This is a genomic window from Elioraea sp., assembly GCF_022842375.1.
Taxonomy (GTDB): domain Bacteria; phylum Pseudomonadota; class Alphaproteobacteria; order Acetobacterales; family Acetobacteraceae; genus Elioraea_A.
The window spans coordinates 26413-48323 of record NZ_JALHPR010000017.1 but is presented as its reverse complement, the minus strand read 5'-3'; the positions used below and the strand labels follow the sequence as shown (position 1 = coordinate 48323).

Genomic DNA, 21911 nt, shown 5'->3' with positions numbered 1-21911 from the left:
ATGGGGTTCCGCACGCTCGATGACCTTCAGGCGCAGGGCAAGCGCGTGCTGGTCCGCGCCGACCTGAACGTGCCGATGCATGACGGCCAGGTGGGTGACCTCACCCGCCTGGAACGGCTGACACCGACGATCCTCGAGCTCTCGCGCGCCGGCGCGAAGGTGATCGTGCTCAGCCATTTCGACCGCCCGAAGGGCAAGCGCGTGCCCGAGATGTCGCTCCGCCCCGTCGCGGTCGCACTCGGCCAGGTTCTCGGCATGGAGGTTCGTTTCGCTGACGATTGCGTCGGCGATGCGGCTGAGAGCGCCGTCGCCGCGATGGCGCCGGGCGACGTGCTGGTGCTCGAGAACACGCGCTACCACGCGGGCGAGGAGAAGAACGACGCTGGCCTCGCCAAGGCCATGGCGGCGCTTGGCGACGTGTTCGTCAACGATGCCTTCTCGGCCGCCCACCGCGCGCATGCGAGCACGGAGGCGCTGGCACATCTCCTGCCCGCCTATGCCGGGCGGCTGATGCAGCGTGAGCTCGAGGCGCTGGGTGCCGCGCTCAGCGATCCCAAGCGGCCGGTGGCAGCAATCGTCGGTGGGGCGAAGGTGTCGACCAAGCTCGACCTCCTCGGCAACCTGGTCGGGCGCGTCGACCTGCTGGTGATTGGCGGGGCGATGGCCAACACCTTCCTCGCCGCGCGCGGCGTAGCGGTAGGCAAGAGCCTCCAGGAAGCCGACCTGCACGACACAGCGCGCGAGATCGCGGCGAAGGCCGAGGCCGCTGGCTGCACGCTGTTGCTGCCGACCGACGTGGTGGTCGCGTGCGAGTTCCGCGCCCATGCGCCGTCGGAGATCGTGCCGGTCGATGCCATCCCGGCAGACGCGATGGTGCTCGATGTCGGGCCGATGTCGGTGGCCGATCTCCTGACGCGCCTCGCCGCGGCCAGGACGCTGGTGTGGAACGGCCCGCTCGGCGCCTTCGAGACCGAGCCGTTCGATGCGGCGACCGTGCGCGCGGCCAAGGGTGCGGCGGCGTTGACCGAGGCCGGCAAGCTGCTTTCGGTCGCGGGTGGCGGCGACACGGTGGCCGCATTGCGTCATGCGGGCGTGGCGGAGCAGTTCAGCTACGTGTCGACGGCCGGCGGGGCGTTCCTCGAATGGCTCGAAGGCAAGACGCTGCCGGGTGTTGCCGCGCTCGGCGTTCGCTAGATGTCGGTCCCAACCGCGTTGTGGTGGGATCTCGGCACGGGGTAGCGTTGCTTTCGCGAACCAATCCAGCACGGGGGCAAACGCATGTTGGTCAATCACAGCAAGATTCGTGACCTCGCGCAGGCGTACACGGATGCCTGGAACTCCGGTTCGCCGCAGGCTGTCGCCGCGTTCTACGCAAGCGACGGGCGGATCGTGATCAACAGCGGCGAGCCCTGGGAGGGGCGTGCGCGGGTCGCCGAGATGGCGGCGGGCTTCTACGCCGATGTTCGGGACATGACGGTGTTCTGCGATGAGGTCCGGATCGCCGGCAACCACGTCGCCTATATCTGGACCTTCACGGGCAAGCATGCCGGCACGGGAAACCCGCTGCGGGTCACTGGCTGGGAGGAGTGGGACCTCGACCAGGACCTCAAGGTGGCGGTGTCGCACGGATGGTATGACGCGCAGGACTATGCCCGGCAGGTCGCGGGCGGCGAGTGACCTGATCGCCGCTGTCTTCTGGCGGAGCGATCCGCCGGCAGACGATGTCACTCGCCTAGCAAGGGCTGGACCCCGATCCGAAAGAGCTGGTCACTGGCTAGACGAAGGCGAGTACCGGCGAGCGTTCGCGCGCGACATGCACACGCGTGGATTGCAAAAGATGAGGCGTTTACGCATTATTAACTTATGCGCCCTACAACGCTTCGCATGATCTCGCTCTCATCCCTCGCAGCCTTCTCGCAAGGCGCCACCGCGGCGATGCAGGCGCGCGAAAGCCGCCCCATCTCCCCGCCGAGCACGACGCTCGCGGCAGCCAGCGGCGGCGCGCCCGCGGGCCCTCAGAAGCCGGCCATGCAGGCCCTGCCGCCGAGCCCGCCCTCGGGCCCGCTTCCCCGCGGAAGCCTGCTGAACCTCACGGTCTGATCTGCCCGCCTGCGCTTGTGGACGACGTCGTCGTGCGGGCATGCTCTCGCCATGCTGCGCGCCGCCCTCCTCCCGTTTCTCTTGATCGCATCCGCTGCCTCCGCGCAGCCAACGGGCGGCGGCATGATGATCGACCCGGCCTTCCGCACTCCTGCGCCGCAGCCGCGATCCGATCTCGACCTCGCGCCACCGCTGCCCATGCCGCCGCCAGGCGTGGTGGAGACGACGCGCCGATCGCTGTTCGGCACAACGACGATCGCGCCCTCCATGCTCGAACGGCTCGACGCGCATGACCCGCACCGGCTTCTGCGCGACGACCTCGGCACGAGGTTGCAGACGGGAGAGCGCCTCGAAGACCCCCTCCCCGCCGACAGGCTCGGCGCGACGCTGACCTTCCCGTTCTGATAGCCGAAAGACCGTTCGAGAATTCGCTGCGGTGAGTCGGATGGCGCAGTGTCCGAGAACCGGCGCGCAGCGGCCTTCAGGCCGTGAGCACCGGAAGCGCAGGACAAAGCCCGACGAGCACGACAGTAGAATTCGCGGATGGTCCTTCAGCCGGTACCGCCGAACGCGCGGCCCGCCTCCCACACCGCATCGGGCGCGGTCCAGATCGCGGGGTTGGCCATGGCGGCGGCAAGGGCAGCTGCGACGCCGTCGAGCAGCGCCGTCCCCTTCTCCGGCGTGGCGGCGCGCGGATCGCCCTTAACGCCTGTTCCCGGCGCGCGCTCGGCGAAGCTGCGGAAGCGCTGGATGCCGGCCCCGTCCGTGCTCGCCTGGCCGGCCACCTCGTTCGGCGTCATCACCCCGCGCGCGGCGGCCTCGAGCTGGCCGCGGTGAACGAGCGAGGGCTCGGCCGCCATCATCATGCTCGTCTCCGCCTCGCAGGCATGCTGGACGTTCTTCTGCGTCGTCAGCACCGGCCCGATCGCCTCTGCCCCGATCAGCCAGTAGGTGCCGCCCACCACCGCCATGCCGAACTCATGCGCGAGTTCGCGCGTGCTCACGGCCAGCGGCTCGGTGTTGCCGCCATGGCCGTTGACGATGAACAGGCGCTTGAACCCGTCCGCCTTCAGGCTGCGGCAGATGCAGCGCAGCACGGCGTGGAACGTCGCGTAGTCGAGGCTGATCGTGCCGCCGAAGGGGAAGTGATGCTCCGACATGCCCATCCACTGGCAGGGGAGCACCAGCACCGGCTCGGTGCTGCTGAGGATGGTCGCCGCGCGGATCGACACCTCCGTCGCCAGGCGGGTATCGACCATCGTCGGCAGATGCGGGCCATGCTGTTCGAGGCTCGCGACCGGCAGCACGACCAGCGCGCCCTGTTCGGCCTTCTCCTTGATGTCGGGCGCGCTCATCCGCGCCCATTCGACGGTGGCCATGGTGCTCTCCTCCGGGTCCGTTTCGGCATCGGCATAGGACGCCGCGGCGGAGGTTAGGTCCAGCCTCCCTTAAGCGCCTTGAGCCTCATCAAGCCCGACGAGGGAACGCGCGAAGGCCCTCGCCTCGAACGGCCTGAGGTCGCCCGCCTGTTCGCCGACGCCAACCGCATGCACCGGAAGCCCGAACTCGTGCGCGAGTGCGACGACCACGCCGCCCTTGGCGCTGCCGTCGAGCTTGGTGACGACGAGGCCGGTGACGGCGACCATCTCGCCGAACACGCGCACCTGCTGGATCGCGTTCTGCCCCGTCGTCGCGTCGAGAACGAGAAGCACGCTGTGCGGGGCCGCCGGCTCGAGCTTGCGGATCACGCGCACGACCTTGGCGAGTTCCGCCATCAGGTCGGCCTTGTTGTGCAGCCGGCCGGCGGTGTCGACCAGCAGCACGTCGGCCTTCGCCTCGCGGGCGGCCTTCAGCGCATCGAACGCCAGCCCCGCCGCATCGGCGCCATCGGCACCGGAGATCACCGGGCAGCCCGTACGCTCACCCCAGACGCGCAGCTGTGACACCGCCGCCGCGCGGAACGTGTCGCCGGCCACCAGCATCGGCGACAAGCCCTGCTCCTTCCACAGTGCCGCGAGCTTGGCGATCGTCGTCGTCTTCCCCGTGCCGTTCACGCCGACGACGAGAATCACATGCGGCGCGAGCGTGGCATCGGGCACAAGCGGCAGCGCGACGGGTGCGAGGATCTCGGCGATCTCGTCCGCCAGCGCCTCGCGCACCTCCTGGTCGGTCACCTCGCGGCCGAAGCGGGTGCGGCGGAACGCGGCGATGATCCGCCCCGAGGCAGCGACGCCGAGGTCGGCCTGGATCAGCAGGTCCTGCAGGTCGTCGAGGGCGGCGTCATCGAGCGTGCGCTTGGTGAACAGCGCACCGATACCCTCGGTGATGCGCGCGGTCGAGCGCGACAGGCCCTGGCGAAGCCGCGTGAGGAAGCCGGCCTTCGGCGCCTCCGGCTCCGGTGCTGGGGGCGGCGCCGCCTCGTTGCCACCGCGGCGGAAGAGGTCGCGGAGTGCCATCAGGCTGCCGCCGCGATGAGGCCGTCGGCGTTCGCCGCGGTGATGCGCACGCGGCCGATCTGCCCTGGTGCGAGACTTCCGGCAACGAGCCGAGCGGGCGCGAAATGCTCGGTGTGGCCCTCACCCGCACGCTCGACCAGCATCTCAGCCTCCGCCCCGATGCGGCCCTGGTAGAAGCGCTCGGCCGCCGCGCGGCCAGCCTCTCGCAGCATCGCCGCACGTTCGGCCACCAGCCGTCCGTCGAGCTGCGGCATGCGCGCGGCGGGGGTGCCCCCGCGCGCGCTGAACGGGAACACGTGCAGGAAATCGAGCCCCGCGTCGGCCACCAGCGCGCGTGTGTTCGCGGCCATCGCCTCCGTCTCGGTCGGGAAGCCGGCGATCAGGTCGGCGCCGAAGGCGATGCCAGGGCGGAGGCGCCGCGCGCGCTCGGTCACGGCCAGGACGTCGGCGCGAAGGTGCCGCCGCTTCATGCGCTTGAGGATCATGTCATCGCCCGCCTGCACGGAGAGGTGCAGGTGCGGCATCAGCCGTGGCTCCTCGGCGATCAGCCGCCAGAGATCATCGTCGATCTCGACGGGGTCGAGCGAGGACAGGCGAAGTCGGCGGATGCCAGGCACGAGGGCGAGCAGGCGGCGGATCATCTGCCCGAGCCTCGGCGCGCCCGGCAGGTCAGGCCCGTAGGAGGTGATGTCGACCCCTGTCAGCACGAGCTCGGCATAGCCGGCCTCGGTCAGCGCGCGGGCCTGGTCGACCACCGCGCCGATGGGAACGGAGCGGCTGTTTCCGCGGCCATAGGGGATGATGCAGAAGGTGCAGCGATGATCGCACCCCTGCTGCACCTGCACGAAGGCGCGGGCGCGGCCGGCGAACTCGGTCACCAGATGGGCCGCTGCTTCCTTCGCCGCCATGATGTCGGACACCGCCACGCGCGCGGGTGCCGCCTCTGCCCAGGTGGCAGCCTCGAGCTTCTCCTGGTTGCCGACGACGCGGTCGACCTCCGCCATCGCGCCCCAGGCGTCGGGCCTGATCTGTGCCGCGCAGCCGGTGACGACGATGCGCGCCGACGGGTTTTCGCGGCGCGCCTTCCGCACCGCTTGGCGCGCCTGGCGCTCGGCTTCCGCCGTCACGGCGCAGGTGTTGACGATGATGGTGTCGGCGAGCCCCGCGGCGGCGGCATGCCCGCGCATCACCTCGCCTTCCCAGGTGTTCAGCCGGCAGCCGAAATTGAGCACCCGAACGCTCATGCCGCGCGGACCTGCTGCGGTGCGGGCAGGGCGACGCTGCCAGAGAACACGTCGGAGACCGGGCCGGTCATGATCACGCGGTCATCCTCGCCCCAGGTGATGGCGAGTTCCCCGCCATCGAGCGTGATGGTGGCCGACCGCCCGGTGAGGCCACGCCGATGGGCGTTGACGAGCGCCGCGCAGGCCCCCGTGCCGCAGGCGAGCGTGATGCCAGCCCCACGCTCCCACATCCTCAGCAGGATCCGGTCACGCCCCAGCACCTCGGCGAAGCCGATATTGGCGCGGGCGGGGAACAGCGGGTCGTGTTCGAGCGAGGGGCCGATCGCGGCGATGTCGAGCGCCGAGACGTCGCTCACGAAGAAGGTGGCGTGGGGGTTGCCCATCGAGCAGCCGGCCGGGTCGGCGAGGCCGGCGCGGGTGAGCGGCAGGTGCAGCGTGTCCATCTCGTGGGCGAGCGGAATCTCGGCCCAGCCAAGCCGCGGGGCACCCATGTCGACGGCCACCAGGCCGCCGGCTCGGCGCTCCGCCCGCAGCACGCCGCCGAGCGAGCCGATCGCCACCCTGTCGGTGCCCGCCTCGTCCATCAGCAGGGCTGCGATGCAGCGCGTGGCGTTGCCGCAGGCCTCGGCTTCCGAGCCGTCTGGGTTGCGGATGCCCATCCACGCCGCCGTGCCGGGCTCGCGCGCAGGCTCGATCAGGATCACCTGGTCGCAGCCGATGCCCCGGCGCCGGTCGGCCAGGAACCGGGCCGTGTCGGGGGTCAGCACAGGAGCGGCGGCGCGCCGGTCCAGCACGACGAAGTCGTTGCCCAGCCCATGCATCTTGCGGAAGGCGATCATGGATGGGGATATAGGGGTGCGGGGCCGGTTCCGTCCATGTGCGACCGGGGGTGTTCCGCACTGGTCCGGGTTGCACGGCCGGGGCGGTTCCGCTATACGCCGCGCCTTCTGTGCGCGCCGGGCCTGAAGGGCATGCCCGGCCGCCTATAGCCGTGTTCACACGCGGCACGCTTGATGAAAGGACGACAAAATGCCCAAGCGCAAGACGAAGAGCAGCGTCAAGAAGCGCTTCAAGCTCAGCGGCACCGGGAAGGTCATCGCCGGCCCGGGATTCAAGCGGCACATGCTGCGCCGCCGGTCGCAGAAGGCGAAGCGCTCGAACCGCGGGAACCAGACCCTGCGCCACCAGGACGGGATCACCGTCAAGCAGTGGGCGCCCTACGGGCTCTGATACCCTCGCAACGAAAGGACGCTGACACATGGCACGCGTGAAGCGGGGCGTTACAGCCCGCGCAAAGCATCGCAAGGTTCTCGAGGCCGCGAAGGGATTCCGCGGCCGCGCCGGCACGACGATCCGGATGGCGAAGCAGAAGGTCGAGAAGAGCCTTCAGTACGCCTACCGCGACCGCAAGGTGAAGAAGCGCGAGTTCCGCGCCCTCTGGATCCAGCGCATCAACGCAGCGGTGCGCGAGAACGGCATGACCTATGCCCAGTTCATCCATGGCGTGAAGGCGGCCGGCCTCGACCTCGACCGCAAGGCGCTCGCCGACATCGCCTATCACGATGCGGCGTCGTTCGGCGCGATCGTCGAGAAGGCCAAGGCCGCCCGCGCCACCGCCTGAGGCCGGCCCCGCCGGCGGGATAGGACGTGACGATGAGGGCTGCCGGCCACCGGCGGCCCTTTTCGTATCTGGAGCATGACCCGCATGACCGATGATCTCGCGACCTTCGAAGCCGAGACGCTTGCCCGCATCGCGACTGCCGCCGATCTCGCTGCGCTCGATGCCGTGCGCGTCGCTGCCTTGGGAAAGAACGGCACGCTCACGGCGCTGATGAAGGGCCTCGGTGCGGTCGCTGCCGACGAGCGCAAGGCTCGCGGTGCGGCGCTGAACGCGGCCAAGGACGCACTCGCGGCCGCGATCGAGGCACGCCGCGCCGGCCTCGCCAACACAGCGCTCGACGCGAAGCTCGCGGCCGAGCGGCTCGACGTGACGCTGCCCGTCCGCCCAGAGGTGCCAGGGCTCATCCACATCATCAGCCGCACGGTGGAGGAGATCACCGCGATCTTCGGCGCGATGGGGTTCACCGTCGCCGAGGGGCCGGACATCGAGGATGACTGGAAGAATTTCGGCGCGCTGAACATCCCCGAGCACCACCCCGCGCGGCAGGACCACGACACGTTCTACCTCCCCGGCCGCACGGTGGATGGGCGCGAGAAGGTGCTGCGCACGCATACCTCGCCGGTGCAGATCCGCAGCATGACGGGCGGCCCACCGCCGATCCGCGTGATCGCGCCGGGGCGAACCTACCGCGCCGATCATGACGCGACGCACAGCCCGATGTTCCACCAGGTCGAAGGGCTCGCGATCGACCGTGCGATCACGCTCGCCCACCTCAAGGGCTGCCTGGTCGATTTCCTGCGCGCCTTCTTCGGCATCGCGCAGCTGCCGGTGCGGTTCCGCTCCTCCTACTTCCCGTTCACCGAACCCTCGATGGAAGTGGACATCGGCTGGAACCGCCGTACGGGCGAGCTCGGCGCGGGCGGTGACTGGCTGGAAATCCTGGGCTCGGGGATGGTCCACCCCAAGGTGCTGCTGAATTGCGGCATCGACCACCGCGAGTGGCAGGGCTTCGCCTTCGGCATGGGGATCGAGCGCGTGGCGATGCTGAAGCACGGCCTGACCGACCTTCGCCCCTTCTACGACAGCGACCTGCGCTGGCTCCGCGCCACGGGCTTCCGGCCCGAGGACGTCGCCTCGACCGCCACGGGGATTGCCTGAGATGAAGTTCACGCTGTCCTGGCTGAAGACGCATCTCGACACCGACGCGTCGGTCGAGCGCATCTCCACAGCGCTGTCGCAGATCGGCCTCGAGGTCGAGGGGGTGGAGGATCGTGCCGCAGCACTTGGCGCGTTCCGCATCGCGCACGTGGTGGAGGCGAAGCAGCACCCGAACGCTGACAGGCTTCGCGTGTGCCGCGTCGATGGCGGCGATGGCCGCATCCTGAACGTGGTGTGCGGCGCGCCGAACGCGCGAACGGGGATGAAGGCCGTGGTGGCCCTCCCCGGCGCGTTCATTCCCGGCACGGGCATCACGCTGAAGGCCGGCGCGATCCGCGGCGAGGCTTCCGAGGCCATGCTGCTGTCGGCGCGCGAGATGGGGCTCGGCGAGGATCATTCCGGCATCGTCGACCTGCCGGAGGATGCGCCCGTCGGGGTTCCCTACGTCACCTGGGCAGGGCTCGACGACCCCGTGATCGAGATCGCCGTCACGCCCAACCGCGGCGATGCGCTCTCGGTGCGCGGCATCGCGCGCGACCTTGCCGCAGCGGGACTCGGCACGCTGAAGCCATGGTCGGCGCCCGCGGTGCCGGCGTCCCACGCGAGTCCCTTGCGCTGGGTGACCGAGACACCGGCCTGCCCCTTCGTGCTCGGCCGCCACTTCCGCGGCGTGACAAACGGTCCGTCACCGGAATGGCTGCGCCGGCGGCTGGAGAGCATCGGGCTCCGCCCGATCTCGGCGCTGGTCGACATCACCAACTTCTTCACCTTCGACATCGGCCGCCCGCTGCACGTGTTCGATGCCGGCAAGCTCTCCGGCGGCACGCTGACGATGCGCCAAGGCAGGGGTGAGACCTTCGCCGGGCTGCATGGCCGCGACGTGACGGCGACGGAGGCCGACACGGTGATCGCCGATGCCTCGGGTGCGCTCGCGCTCGCCGGCATCGTCGGCGGCGAGAGCACGGGGTGTTCGGAGGCGACGACCGAGGTGTTCCTCGAGGTCGCGCTGTTCGACCCCGTGGCGATCGCCAATTCCGGCCGCCGCCTCGGCACACAGACCGATGCGCGCTATCGTTTCGAACGCGGCATCGATGCCGGGCTGATGGAAGCAGCGACCGAGGCCGCGACGCGGATGATCCTCGATCTCTGCGGCGGCGAAGCCTCGGAGGTCGTGCGCGCGGGCGGCGAGCCCGCCTGGCATCGCACCGCGACGCTGCGCCTCGCCCGCCTCGCCTCGTTCGGCGGGCATGACGTTCCGCCCGATGAGGTGGTGCGCATCCTCGATCGCCTCGGCTTCCGCGCGACCGCGCGCGATGCGGAGAAGCTCGTCGTCGCGGTTCCCTCATGGCGCAACGATTGCGCGGGCGAGCCGGATCCGCAGGCAGAGTACGACCTGATCGAGGAGGTGCTTCGCATCATCGGCCTCGACACCATCACGCCGGCGCCGATGCCGCCGCTGACCGATGCCGATGGCCGGGCGCGCACCGTGCCGGCGGTTGCCGTGACCCCGGCGATGGGCCGCGCGATCGCCGCGCGCCGCGTGCTGGCCGGCCGCGGCATGGTCGAGGCGGTGAGCTTCAGCTTCATGCCGCGCGCGACCGCGCAGCTTTTCGGCGGCGGCGACGATGCGCGCATGCTCGCCAACCCCATCGCATCCGACCTCGATGCGATGCGCCCCTCGATCATCCCCAACCTCGCCGCCGCCGCCGCGCGCAACGCAGCGCGCGGCCTGGCCGAGGTCGCGCTGTTCGAGACGGGCCCCGTGTTCTCGGGCGGGGAATCGGGTGAGCAGACGCTGGCGGCCACCGGGCTTCGCGCCGGCGCCTCGCCACGGCACTGGGCAGCGCCCGCGCGCAGCCCCGATGCGATGGACGCGAAGGCCGATGCGCTGGCGGTTCTTTCCGCGCTTGGCATGAACCTCGATGCCGTGCAGGTGACGGCCGATGCGCCCGCCTGGTTCCACCCTGGCCGTTCAGGCACGCTGCGCTTCGGGCCGAAGACCATCCTCGGCACGTTCGGCGAGCTGCATCCGCGCGTGCTTGCCGCGCTCGATCTCCCGGGCCCCGTCGCTGCGTTCGAGCTTGACCTCCTGGGGGTGCCGGAGCCGAAGAAGAAGCGCCGCGGCAACCCGAGCCTGTCGGCCTTCCAGCCGCTGGTGCGCGACTTCGCCTTCGTGGTGGCCGAGGATGTGGCCGCCGATGCCGTGCTGCGCGCCGCCAAGGGGGCCGAGCGTGTGCTGATCGAGAGCGTGGCGCTGTTCGACGTGTTCCGCGGCCCAGCGATCGGCGAGGGGAAGAAGAGCCTCGCCATCGCCGTGACGCTGCAGCCGCGCGAGCGCACGCTTACGGAGGCCGAGATCGACGCGGTGGGCCAGAAGGTGATCGCGGCCGTGGCCAAGGCGACGGGGGCGGTCCTGCGCGGCTAAGCAGCAAAACGGGAGGGATGCATGGTCGATTTCACGGCTGAGCTAGAGGACAGGCTCGTCCGCTACTGCCGCATCGATACCGAGAGCGACGCTGCCTCCCCCACCGCGCCCTCGACCGCGAAGCAGTATGACCTGCTGCACCTGCTCGAAGGCGAGCTCACCGCCATGGGGGCCGAGGACGTGACCCTCACCCCCTATGGCGCGCTGCTCGCGACGGTGCCGGGCACGGTCGCTGACGCGCCGACCATCGCGCTCTGCGCCCACGTCGATACGACGCCGCAATTCACCGGTGCTGGCGTGAAGCCGATCGTCCACCGTCGCTGGAACGGCGGCGACATCACGCTGCCCGACGACCCGACGCAGGTGCTCTCGCCCACCGAGCTGCCCTACCTCGCCGCGCGCACGGGCGATGACATCGTCACCGCCTCCGGCACGACGCTGCTGGGCGGCGACGACAAGGCGGGGGTAGCCATCATCATGGCGGTGGCGAAACACCTGCTCGCCCGGCCCGGCATCGCACACGGCACGCTCCGCCTCTGCTTCACGCCCGACGAGGAGATCGGCCGCGGCGTGAACCCGGAGCTTCCGAAGGCACTCGGCGCAGCCGTCGCCTACACGCTCGACGGGGCCGATCGTGGCGAGCTCGTCTACGAGACCTTCTCCGCCGACATGGCGAAGATCGTGATCGATGGCGTCTCGGTCCATCCGGGCTGGGCCAAGGGCAAGCTCGTGAACGCGCTGCACCTGATGGCGCGGATCATCGACACGCTGCCTCAGGCGACCGCGACGCCGGAGGTGACGGAGGGCCGCCAGGGCTTCTGGCACGTCGCCTTCGCCGGCGGGAGCGCTGCCCATGCCGAGCTCACCATCATCCTCCGCGATTTCGAGCGCGAGGGGCTGGCGGCGCGCGGGGCGATGCTGCGGAAAGTGTGCGAGGCGGTGGCGGCGACCGAGCCGCGCGCGCGCATCACCTGCACCATCACGGAACAGTATCGCAACATGCGCTACTGGCTCGAGAACGACATGACGCCCGTGGATGTCGCAAAGGCGGCCTACGAGGCCTGCGGCATCACGCCGAACTTCGTGCCCATCCGCGGCGGTACCGATGGTTCGCGCTTCACCGAGATGGGCCTTCCCACGCCGAACATCTTCACCGGCATGCAGGAGATCCACGGCCCGCGCGAGTGGATCAGCGTGCAGGACATGCAGGAATCGGCCCGCGTGTGCCTGAAGCTCGCCGAGCTCTGGGCGCAGCGGTGACGGGAGCGACCGCGATGGAGTACCGCAAGCTTGGCCGCAGCGGCCTGATGGTCTCTCCGCTCTGTCTCGGCACGATGATGTTCGGCGGCGCGACGGATGAGGCCGAGAGCGTGAGGATCGTCGCCCGCGCCCGCGAGAACGGCGTGAACTTCATCGACACCGCCAACACCTACACGGAGGGGCGGTCTGAGGAGATCGTTGGCCGCGCGATCGCCGCCAACCGCTCCTGGTGGGTGCTGGCGACCAAGCTCGCGAACCCGACCGGCACGGGCCCCAACGCGCGCGGGCTGTCGCGCCGGCACATCATCGCTGAGGTGGAGGCAAGCCTGCGCCGCCTCGGCACCGACGTGATCGACGTTCTCTACCTCCACAAGGAGGACCACGCGACGCCTTTCGCCGAGACCGTGCATGCGCTGGCGGACGTGATCCGTGCGGGCAAGGTACGTTACGTCGGCGTGTCGAACTGGCGCGCCTGGCGTGTGGCGGAGCTCTGCCGCCTGTGTGATCTCGCGGGCATCGATCGGCCCATCGTCAGCCAGCCGCTCTACAACGCGCTGAACCGCATGGTGGAGGTCGAGCACCTGCCCGCCTGCGCGCATCTGGGCCTTGGCGTGTTCCCCTATTCGCCGCTCGCGCGCGGGGTGTTGACGGGGAAGTACCGCGCCAACGTCACCCCGCCCGAGGGCTCGCGCGCCGCCCGCCGCGACAAGCGGATGATGGAAACCGAGTGGCGGCCCGAGAGCCTGGACATCGCGGAGAAGTTCGCCGAGCGCGCCGAGGCGAAGGGCGCGACGCCGGGGCAGTTCGCGCTCGCCTGGCTGCTCAATAACCACCTGGTCACCGGCGTCGTCGCGGGCCCACGCACGCTCGATCAGTGGGACGAGTACGCGGGCGCGCTCGCCGTCACGCTGACGGCCGAGGATGAGGCGCTGGTCGATCGCCTGGTGCCGGCGGGCCACCCCTCGACACCAGGCTACAACGACCCTGCCTATCCGCTGGAGGGTCGCGTACCACGCCTCACGTGATGATCCGCCGGCGGAACATCCCCGACAGCTGCTCCACGATCAGCACGAGAACGAAGATCGCGAGGATGATCGTCGCTGCCTCCGGATAGTTGAAGAAGGTCAGCGCGACCTCGAGCTCCATGCCGATGCCACCGGCCCCGACCAGGCCGAGCACGACGGAGGAGCGCGTGGCCTTCTCCAGGCTGAACAGGCTGGTCGCGATCATGCTCGGCAACGCGGCCGGCAGCACCGCGCAGGCGATGATGGCACCCTTGCGCGCGCCGAGCGCGGACAACGCCTCCTGGGGCCCGCGATCGGCCTCCTCCATCGCCTCGGCGAAGAAGCGGCCGCAGAACCCGACCGTGTCGACGATCAGCGCCAGCGTTCCCGCGAACGGGCCGAGGCCGACGGTGACGACGAAGAACAGTGCCCAGATCAGGTCAGGCACCGTGCGGAACAGCGAGACGAGCGCGCGCGCCAACCACTGCACGACGGGGTGCGGCGAAAGGCGTCGCGCGGAGAGGATGGCGAAGGGAACCGACAGGATGACGCCGATCACGGTGCCTGCGATCGCCATCTGGAATGTTTCGAGCAGCGACCAGAGCACCGGCTCGATCCGGTCTAGGCTCGGCGGGAACAGGCCGGCGGCGAAGCGGCCCATCTGCGGCAGGCCCTTGACGAATTCCGCCGCCGAGAAGCCGACGCCGTTAAACGACGAGACGACGAGGGCAAGTGCTGCCACCCAGAGCAGGAAGGCGAGCATGCCCGGCCTGTCGAACCGCGCCGGGAGGCCGGCGGCTTCGAGCGCTCGCGCGTCAGTCAAAAAACCGCTCCAGCTGCGGCGCGAGGGCTGGGGCTGCGCGCGCGTCGATCGCGATGCGCCCGGCGCGAAGCCCGATCACGCGGTCAGCGTGGCCGAGCGCATGCGCCATGTTGTGCGTCGTGAACAGCAGCGTCAGCCCCGCCTCGCGGGCGAGGCCCGAGAACAGCGTCATCACCTCCTCGCCTGCCGCGGGGTCGAGGCTGGCGACGGGTTCGTCGGCGAACAGCGCATCGGGGCGCTGCATCAGCGCGCGCGCGATCGCCACACGCTGGCTCTGCCCGCCAGAGAGCGTATCAGCCCGCTGGCGCGCCAGATGGGCAAGGCCCACGCGGTCGAGCGAGGCAAGCGCCTCGGCCCGCAGCGTTGCCGGTGCCGTCGCGTGGTGCATCGCGGCGAGCCCGGCGCGGCCGAGAGCGCCATGCACCACGTTGCTCAGCACCGAAAGGCGCGGCACCAGGTTGTGCTTCTGGAACACGAAGCCGACGCGCGTGCGCACGCGGCGGAGCGCGCGCGGCGAGAGCGCCCCGATGCGCTCGCCGAGCACCAGCACCTCGCCGGCATCAGGCTCGACCAGGCGCAGCAGGCAGCGCAGCAGCGTGGACTTCCCCGCCCCGTTCGCCCCGATCAGCGCCACGGCCTCGCCGCGATGCACCGTGAGGTCGACATCCTCAAGCACCGCAGGCCCCGCGCCGAAGCGCTTGGCGATGCCCGTTGCCGCGATTGCCACCGGCCCCCGGTCAGCCTTCCGCGCCGCGGGCGCGGCTGCGTCGGCGGCAAGCGTCGCCGTCGTCAATTCCCGGGGAACTCGCTGAACTGCGCCTGGCCGATGGTGCGGTACATGGCGCGGACGTAGTTGAAATCCTCGTACTTCACCGTGTGCAGGAAGCGCATCCCGTCATACTTCCGGTTCTCGCCGCCGCCCGCCATCACGGCCTTCACCAGCGCGTCGGACTGGTCGACGAAGGCGCGGCGCACACGCTCGACCACTTCGGCCGGAACGTGCTTGCCGGCGATCAGCACATCGTCGGGCAGGTCGCGGCCACGGCCGATCACGCGGTAGCTGACATCGGTGTGCTGCGCGCGGATGCGCGCGACATCGAAATGGTTCATCCCCGCGCCGGCGATGTCGCCGCGGCGGAGGCTTTCGAGCAGCACCGACGTCGAGAGGTTCACCGGCTGGATGTCGCGCCGCGGGTCGAGGCCGTAATCGGCGAAGACCTGCATCGGTGCGAGATGCCGGCTGGTCGAGCCGGTGCTGCCGAAGCCGACGCGCTTGCCCTTCAGGTCGGCCAGCGCCTGGAACGGGCTGTCGGCGCGCACGACGACGGAGGCGAAGTAATCGGGCCGCGAGAAGATCACCACCGGCACCGCCTCGGTGCGCACGCGGAACACCACGTATTCGGCGGGGCCCGTCAGCACGAAGTCGATCCGCCGCGCGCTCAGCGCCTCAACGGCGGCGGTGCGGTTGTTCACCGGGAAGAAGCGCATGCCGAGGCCGGTGATGCGCTCGAATTCGTCCTTGAACGCGGTCCACTCGCGCTGGAGGGTTTCGAGGCCCGCCACGTCGGTGACGGCGAAGCCGATCGTGGCCTGCGGCTGGGCCTGCGCTCCCGTGGCCAGGGCTGCGGCGAAGGCGCCGAGGACGAGCCGGCGCGGCAGGGCGATCGTCATGCCAAGCACTCCCATGAGCATGTTGCGGGCGGGAGTGTGTCGCCGTCTGATGAAGCGGCGATGGCAGTTTCATTGCAGCACGATGACGATCACCGTGCCGGCCGCCCCGTCAGTGGCTGTGCCGGCTCTCCCCACGCTCCTCGACGATGTTGAGGTAGAGCGTCGCGGGCTCGAGGCAGGCGCCGGTGCCGAGCTGGCCGACGCTCGACCGATAGATCTCCTCCCACGGCGTCTTGTGGTCGAGGTCAGGGGCCGTCCACGCCGCGCGGCGGGCGGCGAGCTCGACTTCCGGCAACAGCACATCGACGCGGCGTGCCTTGAGGTCGAGGCGCACGCGATCCCCCGTCCGCAGCAGTGCCAGGCCACCGCCCACCGCTGCCTCGGGCGAGATGTTGAGGATCGACGGTGAACCCGACGTGCCGCTCTGCCGCCCGTCACCCATCGTCGGCAGCGCGTTCACGCCCTGCTTCATGAGTGCTGCCGGCGGCTGCATGTTCACCACCTCGGCAGAGCCCGGATAGCCGACCGGTCCGCAATTCCGGATCACGAGGATCGAGCGGGCATCGACGCCCAACGCGGGGTCCTCGATCCGCGCGTGATAATCCTCCGGCCCCTCGAACACGATGGCCTTGCCCTCGAACACGTCGGGTGCGTCGGGGTCGGAAAGGAAGCGCGAGCGGAACTCGGGGTCGATCACGCTCACCTTCATCACCGCGTTGTCGAACAGGTTGCCCGACAGCACGACGAAGCCCGCGTTCTCCTTCATCGGCGCGGCATAGGCGCGGATGACGTCACGATCCGGCTCGGCCACGGCGGAGAGGTTCTCGGCCACCGTCCGGCCGCTCACCGTCATCGCCCCGCCATGGAGGCGGCCGGCGGCGTGAAGCTCGCGCATCACGGCGGGGATGCCGCCCGCGCGGTGGAACTTCTCGCCGAGCCAGCGACCAGCCGGCTGGCAATCGACCAGCAGCGGCACGTCGGCGCCGACGCCCTGCCAATCCTCGATCGTGAGCTCCACCCCCATGTGGCGGGCGATGGCGATGATGTGCGGCGGGCAGTTCGAGGAGGCGCCGATGGCGGAGGCAACGACGATGGCGTTCTCGAACGCCGCGCGCGTCATGACATCCGATGGTCGCAGGTTCTCGTGCACCATCGCCACGATCCGCCGCCCCGTCTCGTAGGCCATCTGCCCGCGCTCCCGGTATGGCGCGGGGATGGCGGCACAGCCGGGCAGGCTCATGCCCAGCGCCTCGGCCAGCGAATTCATGCTGAGTGCGGTGCCCATCGTGTTGCAGTGCCCGGCCGAGGGGGCGGAGCTTGCGGCGATGTCCATGAACTGCGCGACCGTGATCTCGCCCTTGGCGAGCAACTTCCGCGCCTCCCAGATCACCGTGCCGGAACCGGCGAGGCGCCCATTCCACCAGCCATCGAGCATCGGCCCGCCGGAGAGAACCAAGCTCGGGATGTTCACGGTCGCAGCGCCCATCAGGCAGGCGGGCGTGGTCTTGTCGCAGCCGGTGGTGAGAACCACGCCGTCGATCGGGTAGCCGTGCAGCACCTCGACGAGGGAGAGATAGGCGAGGTTACGGTCAAGCGCCGCCGTGGGGCGCTTGCCGGTTTCCTGGATCGGGTGGATCGGGAACTCGATCGGCAGCCCGCCCGCGTCACGGATGCCGTCCCTCACCCGGCTGGCGAGCTGGAGGTGGTGGCGGTTGCACGGTGCGAGGTCGGAGCCCGTCTGGGCGATGCCGATGACGGGGCGGCCGGATTGCAGCTCCTCCCGCGTCAGCCCGTAGTTCAGGTAGCGCTCGATGTAGAGGGCGGTCATGGCCGGGTCGTGCGGATCGTCGAACCACTCGCGCGAGCGAAGCCGCCGTGTCGCGCCGTTGCCGCCCTTGCCACTGCTGTGCTGGCCGCCGTGCTCGCCCATCGCCCCGTTTCCTTCCCGCGTCGTTTGCGGCAAGGCTCGTGGCGATGGGCGACCAAGTCAACCGATGCCGCGCCCCTCAGCCAGGGGGCGGGTTCAGCAGGCCCTCGCGGAGATGGCCAGTCTTGATCCAGACGCGCGCGCCCTTGGCGCCGACCCGCGCTACCCCGTCGGCCCCCGCTGGAAGGCGGAGCCAGCCATGGGGGCCGAACGTCTCCCCGCCCTCGCTGAAACCGCCCTCGAGCACGAACACCTCCGCCCCGCCTTCGGCATCGATGCGGATCTCGCGATCCGGCAGCCACCGTTCCATGCGCACCGCCTCGCGGCCGTCGCGGAACAGCGAGGCAGCCTCGACCCCGGGGCGCGCAGGATCGGGGAAGACCTCCAGCCGGGTCGTGTCGATGCGCAGCTGGGTGCGGTCGTCGGTGTCGAACTGCCAGAGCTTCACGAGGATGACGCAGCCCGGATCGGAGCCCGGCATGTGCCGCGAGGTCGGCGGGTTGCGGACATAGGTGCCGGCGGGGAAGTCGCCATGCTCATCCTGGAACACCCCCTCGAGCACCAGGAACTCCTCGCCGCCGCCATGGGTGTGGGCGGGAAAGCGGCTCGCCGGCGCGTAGCGGACGATGGAGGTCGCGCGCGCGACCTCCCCGCCAATGCGGTCGAGCATGCGGCGGTCAACGCCCACGGTCGGCGAGGCAACCCAGGGGCTCGCCGCGCCATGCACCGCCGCGCGGAGGGTGAAATCCGCGTTGAGGTTCATCGTACGGACCTCATGCGGCAACGGCGGCCGACGGCCGCGCGCGCAGCCGCTCGGCATACGCGGCAAGCCGCGGGCAGGCATCGGGGATCGGGATGGCGGCGAAGCCGGCGAAAGCGAAGCCGGCGAAGGCGGTGATGTCGGCGATGGTGAACCGGTCCATCACCAAGTAGTCGCTGGCGGCAAGGCGCTGCTCCATCCAATGCATGGTGGCGATGGCCCGCTCGCGCTGGCGCTCGCCCCAGACAGGGTTCTGGTGCGTCTCGATCAGCGGGCCGAGGCCTGGCGTGGCATGGTGGAAATAGGTCGCCACCGCATCGAGGAAGCCGGCCTCGACGCGGCGCTGCACCATGTGGATCATCGCCCGCTCCTTCGCCCCACGGCCGGTCAGCACAGGGTCCCCTGCAAGGTGGTCGAGATACTCGGTGATGGCGGTGCACTCGCAGATCACCGTGCCATCGTCGAGCACGAGGCTGGGCACCACGCCCTGGTCATTGATCGCGAGATACGCAGGCTCGCGATGCGCTCCGCCAGGCACGTCGACCTGGACGAAGGAGGCAGCATCGAACAGGCCCTTCTCGGCCAGCGCCATGCGCACACGCGCGGGGTTGGGGAAGCCCTTGAACTCATGGATCTGCACTGCTCGCACTCCCTGTCTATCGATAGATAGATGAGGACAGCCAGCGGGTTTCTTGTCAACACCTATCGGCTGATAGATAGTCACTTCATGAGCGCGGCGCGGTCAGAGACAGTCGATGGCATCCTCGATGCCGCAGAGCGGCGGGTGCGGCGCGGCGGATTCGCCGCCGCCTCGTTCCGCGACCTCGCAGCCGATGTCGGGATCAGGAGTGCGAGCGTTCACTACTACTTCGCGCAGAAGGCCGATCTTGGCCGCGCCCTGGTTGACCGCTACGCCGACCGCTTCATCGACGCGCTGGGCCCGCCCTCTGGTGCGGATGCGCGCGACAGGCTGATCGGCGCCTACATGGCAGGCTTCGGCAGCACGGGGGCTGCAACGGGCGCTGCCTGCCTCTGCGCCATGCTCGGCGCCGCACGCCGTGACCTGCCGGAGCCTGTCGCCGCCGCCGTCGCGGCCTTCTACGAGCGCCTGGTCGGCTGGGCCACCGAAGCCCTCGGCAGCGCCGAAGACGCGGAGTTCGCGATCGCGGCACTCCAGGGTGCGATGGTGCTCGCGGTCGCGCGCGACGATGCGGCAACGCTGGGCCGCGCCGCCGCGCGGGTTGCGCAGGCACTCGACCAGCGCGGCTAGGTGACGGCATGCCGGGGCAGGGCGCCACGCGGTAGCACTTTGACTTCCGGGCCATCTGCCCTAAGTGGAAGGCGTAGGGGGCAGCGGCACTCAGGCCCGCCCCGACCAGCAGGCACCGATGACCGACACGCCGCTTTCACGCATCCGCAATTTCTCGATCATCGCGCATATCGACCATGGGAAATCCACCCTGGCCGACCGGCTGATCCAGGCCTGCGGCGCGCTGACCGACCGCGAGATGAAGGACCAGGTGCTCGACAACATGGAGCTCGAGCGCGAGCGCGGCATCACCATCAAGGCACAGACCGTCCGCCTCACCTACCCGGCGAAGGATGGCAACACCTACGTCCTGAACCTGATGGACACGCCAGGCCATGTTGACTTCGCCTACGAGGTGAGCCGCAGCCTCGCGGCCTGCGAAGGCTCTCTCCTGGTCGTCGATGCCTCGCAGGGGGTGGAGGCGCAGACGCTCGCCAACGTCTACCAGGCGATCGACGCGGGCCACGAGATCGTGCCGGTGCTGAACAAGATCGACCTGCCGGCGGCGGAGCCCGATCGCGTGAAGGCGCAGATCGAGGAGGTGATCGGCCTCGACACCGAGGACGCGGTGATGATCAGCGCCAAGACAGGACACGGCATCGGCGATGTGCTGGAGGCGCTCGTCACCCGCCTGCCGCCGCCCAAGGGCGTTGCCGATGCGCCGACCAAGGCGCTGCTGGTCGACAGCTGGTACGATGCGTATCTCGGCGTCGTCATCCTCGTGCGCGTGAAGGATGGGCGCCTGAAGCGCGGCCAGCGCATCCGCTTCATGAGCAAGGGGGCCGTGCACACGGTCGAGGCCGTCGGCGTGTTCTCGCCCAAGATGATCACGGTCGACGATCTGGGCCCCGGCGAGATGGGCTACATCACCGCCGGCATCAAGACGGTGGCCGACTGCAACGTCGGCGACACGATCACCGATGACCGCAGCCCGGCGGCAGAGGCGCTCGCCGGCTTCAAGCCCTCGGTGCCCGTCGTGTGGTGCGGCCTCTACCCGACCGACGCCGATGATTTCGAGAAGCTGCGCGAATCCCTGGGCAAGCTTCGCCTCAACGATGCCTCGTTCCATTACGAGCCCGAGACGTCAGCGGCGCTCGGATTCGGGTTCCGCTGCGGCTTCCTCGGCCTGCTTCACCTCGAGATCATCCAGGAGCGGCTGCACCGCGAGTTCGACCTCGACCTGATCGCGACGGCCCCCTCGGTGGTCTACCGCGTGCACGACACGCGCGGCGGGATGAGCGAGCTGCACAACCCAGCCGACATGCCGGACCCTTCGACGATCGACCACGTCGAGGAACCGTGGATCAAGGCGACGATCTTCGTGCCCGACGAGTACCTCGGCAACATCCTCGCCCTCTGCAACGAGCGGCGCGGCCAGCAGGTCGACCTCACCTATGTCGGCACGCGCGCGATGGCGGTGTATCGCCTGCCGCTGAACGAGGTGGTGTTCGACTTCTATGACCGCCTCAAGTCGATCAGCCGCGGTTATGCGAGCTTCGACTATGCGATGGACGGCTACGCCGAGAGCGAGCTCGTGAAGATCTCGATCCTGGTGAACACCGACCCGGTGGATGCGCTCTCGTTCATCGCCCACCGCAGCCAGGCCGACAAGCGCGGCCGGGCGATCTGCGAGAAGCTGAAGGAGCTGATCCCCCGGCAGCTGTTCAAGATCGCCATCCAGGCCTCGATCGGCAGCCGCATCATCGCGCGCGAGACCATCGGCGCGCTGTCGAAGGACGTGACCGCCAAGTGCTATGGCGGCGACATCAGCCGCAAGCGCAAGCTCCTCGAGAAGCAGAAGGAGGGGAAGAAGCGCATGCGCCAGTTTGGCAAGGTGGAGATCCCGCAGACGGCGTTCCTCGCCGCGCTGAAGATGGACGCCTGAGGCGGCGTTCCCCTCACCCTGTCCCTCTCCCGAAGGCGGGAGAGGGGACGCATCGGCGATACCTCGCCCCAGGGTCCCCTCTCCCCCTCGGGGGAGAGGGACAGGGTGAGGGCACCGCACCACCCCGTTCGACAGTCGCTCAGGCACGCAGCGCCTGACCTGCGACGACCCGAGGGGCCGCGACTCGCCTCGTCCCCCCTCGACCCCTCCGCGCAGCAGGTGCTAGAGAAAAACCTCGCAGCTACACCCGCCTCCGATTGAGCTTCAC

Annotated in this window: 22 protein-coding genes; 12 read left to right on the top strand and 10 right to left on the bottom strand. The window is 69.8% G+C overall.

Annotated elements, in window-relative coordinates; translation table 11 throughout:
• From Q0C38_RS14815 to Q0C38_RS14800, 4 genes are all read left to right on the top strand, one after another.
• On the top strand, positions 1-1194 hold the full coding sequence (locus tag Q0C38_RS14815; RefSeq protein WP_291297879.1) for a phosphoglycerate kinase: 1194 nt from the start codon (positions 1-3) through the stop codon (positions 1192-1194).
• Positions 1195-1278: 84 nt separating this feature from the next.
• On the top strand, positions 1279-1677 hold the full coding sequence (locus Q0C38_RS14810) for a nuclear transport factor 2 family protein (protein ID WP_291297878.1): 399 nt from the start codon (positions 1279-1281) through the stop codon (positions 1675-1677).
• A gap of 207 nt (positions 1678-1884) precedes the next feature.
• The gene (locus Q0C38_RS14805; protein WP_291297877.1) at positions 1885-2100 is read left to right on the top strand and encodes a hypothetical protein; all 216 of its coding nucleotides are present in this window, start codon (positions 1885-1887) and stop codon (positions 2098-2100) included.
• Positions 2101-2181: 81 nt separating this feature from the next.
• Positions 2182-2505 (top strand): hypothetical protein, encoded by a 324-nt coding sequence (locus Q0C38_RS14800; RefSeq protein WP_291297876.1) that lies wholly within the window; start codon positions 2182-2184, stop codon positions 2503-2505.
• Positions 2506-2651: 146 nt separating this feature from the next.
• On the opposite strand, the gene Q0C38_RS14795 is transcribed toward Q0C38_RS14800, so the two are convergent.
• The 4 genes from Q0C38_RS14795 to dapF all read right to left on the bottom strand — a co-directional run bounded on the left by Q0C38_RS14795 (position 2652) and on the right by dapF (position 6639).
• Positions 2652-3479, bottom strand: coding sequence for a creatininase family protein (locus tag Q0C38_RS14795; protein ID WP_291297875.1), 828 nt, complete (start codon positions 3477-3479; stop codon positions 2652-2654).
• A gap of 69 nt (positions 3480-3548) precedes the next feature.
• On the bottom strand, positions 3549-4556 hold the full coding sequence (ftsY, locus tag Q0C38_RS14790) for a signal recognition particle-docking protein FtsY (RefSeq protein ID WP_291297874.1): 1008 nt from the start codon (positions 4554-4556) through the stop codon (positions 3549-3551).
• On the bottom strand, positions 4556-5800 hold the full coding sequence (gene mtaB, locus Q0C38_RS14785) for a tRNA (N(6)-L-threonylcarbamoyladenosine(37)-C(2))-methylthiotransferase MtaB (protein ID WP_291297873.1): 1245 nt from the start codon (positions 5798-5800) through the stop codon (positions 4556-4558). The genes ftsY and mtaB overlap by 1 nt, the downstream gene beginning before the upstream one ends.
• A complete protein-coding gene (gene dapF / locus Q0C38_RS14780; protein WP_291297872.1) occupies positions 5797-6639 on the bottom strand; it encodes a diaminopimelate epimerase in 843 nt (280 codons plus the stop codon). Before dapF ends, mtaB begins: the two co-directional genes overlap by 4 nt.
• Positions 6640-6829: 190 nt before the next feature.
• Between dapF and rpmI the strand changes: the two genes are divergently transcribed.
• From rpmI to Q0C38_RS14750, 6 genes are all read left to right on the top strand, one after another.
• Complete coding sequence (gene rpmI / locus Q0C38_RS14775; RefSeq protein ID WP_291297871.1) at positions 6830-7030, top strand: 50S ribosomal protein L35; 201 nt, start codon at positions 6830-6832, stop codon at positions 7028-7030.
• Positions 7031-7058: 28 nt separating this feature from the next.
• Positions 7059-7421 carry a 50S ribosomal protein L20 gene (gene rplT / locus Q0C38_RS14770; RefSeq protein WP_291297870.1) on the top strand — a complete coding sequence of 121 codons (363 nt, stop codon included), beginning with the start codon at positions 7059-7061 and terminating at the stop codon, positions 7419-7421.
• 84 nt (positions 7422-7505) lie between these two features.
• On the top strand, positions 7506-8579 hold the full coding sequence (pheS, locus tag Q0C38_RS14765; protein WP_291297869.1) for a phenylalanine--tRNA ligase subunit alpha: 1074 nt from the start codon (positions 7506-7508) through the stop codon (positions 8577-8579).
• Position 8580: 1 nt separating this feature from the next.
• Positions 8581-11004, top strand: coding sequence for a phenylalanine--tRNA ligase subunit beta (pheT, locus tag Q0C38_RS14760; RefSeq protein ID WP_291297868.1), 2424 nt, complete (start codon positions 8581-8583; stop codon positions 11002-11004).
• A 21-nt stretch (positions 11005-11025) separates the two neighbouring features.
• Positions 11026-12264 carry a peptidase T gene (gene pepT / locus Q0C38_RS14755; RefSeq protein ID WP_291297867.1) on the top strand — a complete coding sequence of 413 codons (1239 nt, stop codon included), beginning with the start codon at positions 11026-11028 and terminating at the stop codon, positions 12262-12264.
• Complete coding sequence (locus Q0C38_RS14750; RefSeq protein WP_291297866.1) at positions 12261-13289, top strand: aldo/keto reductase; 1029 nt, start codon at positions 12261-12263, stop codon at positions 13287-13289. The genes pepT and Q0C38_RS14750 overlap by 4 nt, the downstream gene beginning before the upstream one ends.
• Here the strand turns inward: Q0C38_RS14750 and phnE are convergent.
• The 6 genes from phnE to Q0C38_RS14720 form a co-directional block, all read right to left on the bottom strand.
• Positions 13282-14091 carry a phosphonate ABC transporter, permease protein PhnE gene (gene phnE / locus Q0C38_RS14745; protein WP_291297865.1) on the bottom strand — a complete coding sequence of 270 codons (810 nt, stop codon included), beginning with the start codon at positions 14089-14091 and terminating at the stop codon, positions 13282-13284. The genes Q0C38_RS14750 and phnE overlap by 8 nt on opposite strands.
• Positions 14084-14884 carry a phosphonate ABC transporter ATP-binding protein gene (locus tag Q0C38_RS14740; RefSeq protein WP_291297864.1) on the bottom strand — a complete coding sequence of 267 codons (801 nt, stop codon included), beginning with the start codon at positions 14882-14884 and terminating at the stop codon, positions 14084-14086. Before Q0C38_RS14740 ends, phnE begins: the two co-directional genes overlap by 8 nt.
• Complete coding sequence (locus tag Q0C38_RS14735) at positions 14881-15762, bottom strand: PhnD/SsuA/transferrin family substrate-binding protein (protein WP_291297863.1); 882 nt, start codon at positions 15760-15762, stop codon at positions 14881-14883. Before Q0C38_RS14735 ends, Q0C38_RS14740 begins: the two co-directional genes overlap by 4 nt.
• A 109-nt stretch (positions 15763-15871) precedes the next feature.
• Positions 15872-17692 (bottom strand): IlvD/Edd family dehydratase, encoded by a 1821-nt coding sequence (locus Q0C38_RS14730; RefSeq protein ID WP_291297862.1) that lies wholly within the window; start codon positions 17690-17692, stop codon positions 15872-15874.
• A gap of 76 nt (positions 17693-17768) precedes the next feature.
• Entirely contained in the window at positions 17769-18452 is a 684-nt protein-coding gene (locus tag Q0C38_RS14725) for a cupin domain-containing protein (RefSeq protein ID WP_291297861.1), read from the bottom strand.
• 10 nt (positions 18453-18462) lie between these two features.
• Positions 18463-19089, bottom strand: coding sequence for a glutathione S-transferase family protein (locus Q0C38_RS14720; protein WP_291297860.1), 627 nt, complete (start codon positions 19087-19089; stop codon positions 18463-18465).
• A gap of 87 nt (positions 19090-19176) precedes the next feature.
• Between Q0C38_RS14720 and Q0C38_RS14715 the strand changes: the two genes are divergently transcribed.
• Entirely contained in the window at positions 19177-19719 is a 543-nt protein-coding gene (locus Q0C38_RS14715) for a TetR/AcrR family transcriptional regulator (RefSeq protein ID WP_291297859.1), read from the top strand.
• Between the two features lie 118 nt (positions 19720-19837).
• Positions 19838-21643, top strand: a complete 1806-nt coding sequence (lepA, locus tag Q0C38_RS14710; protein ID WP_291297858.1) for a translation elongation factor 4 — start codon at positions 19838-19840, stop codon at positions 21641-21643.
• Positions 21644-21911: the final 268 nt, after the last annotated feature.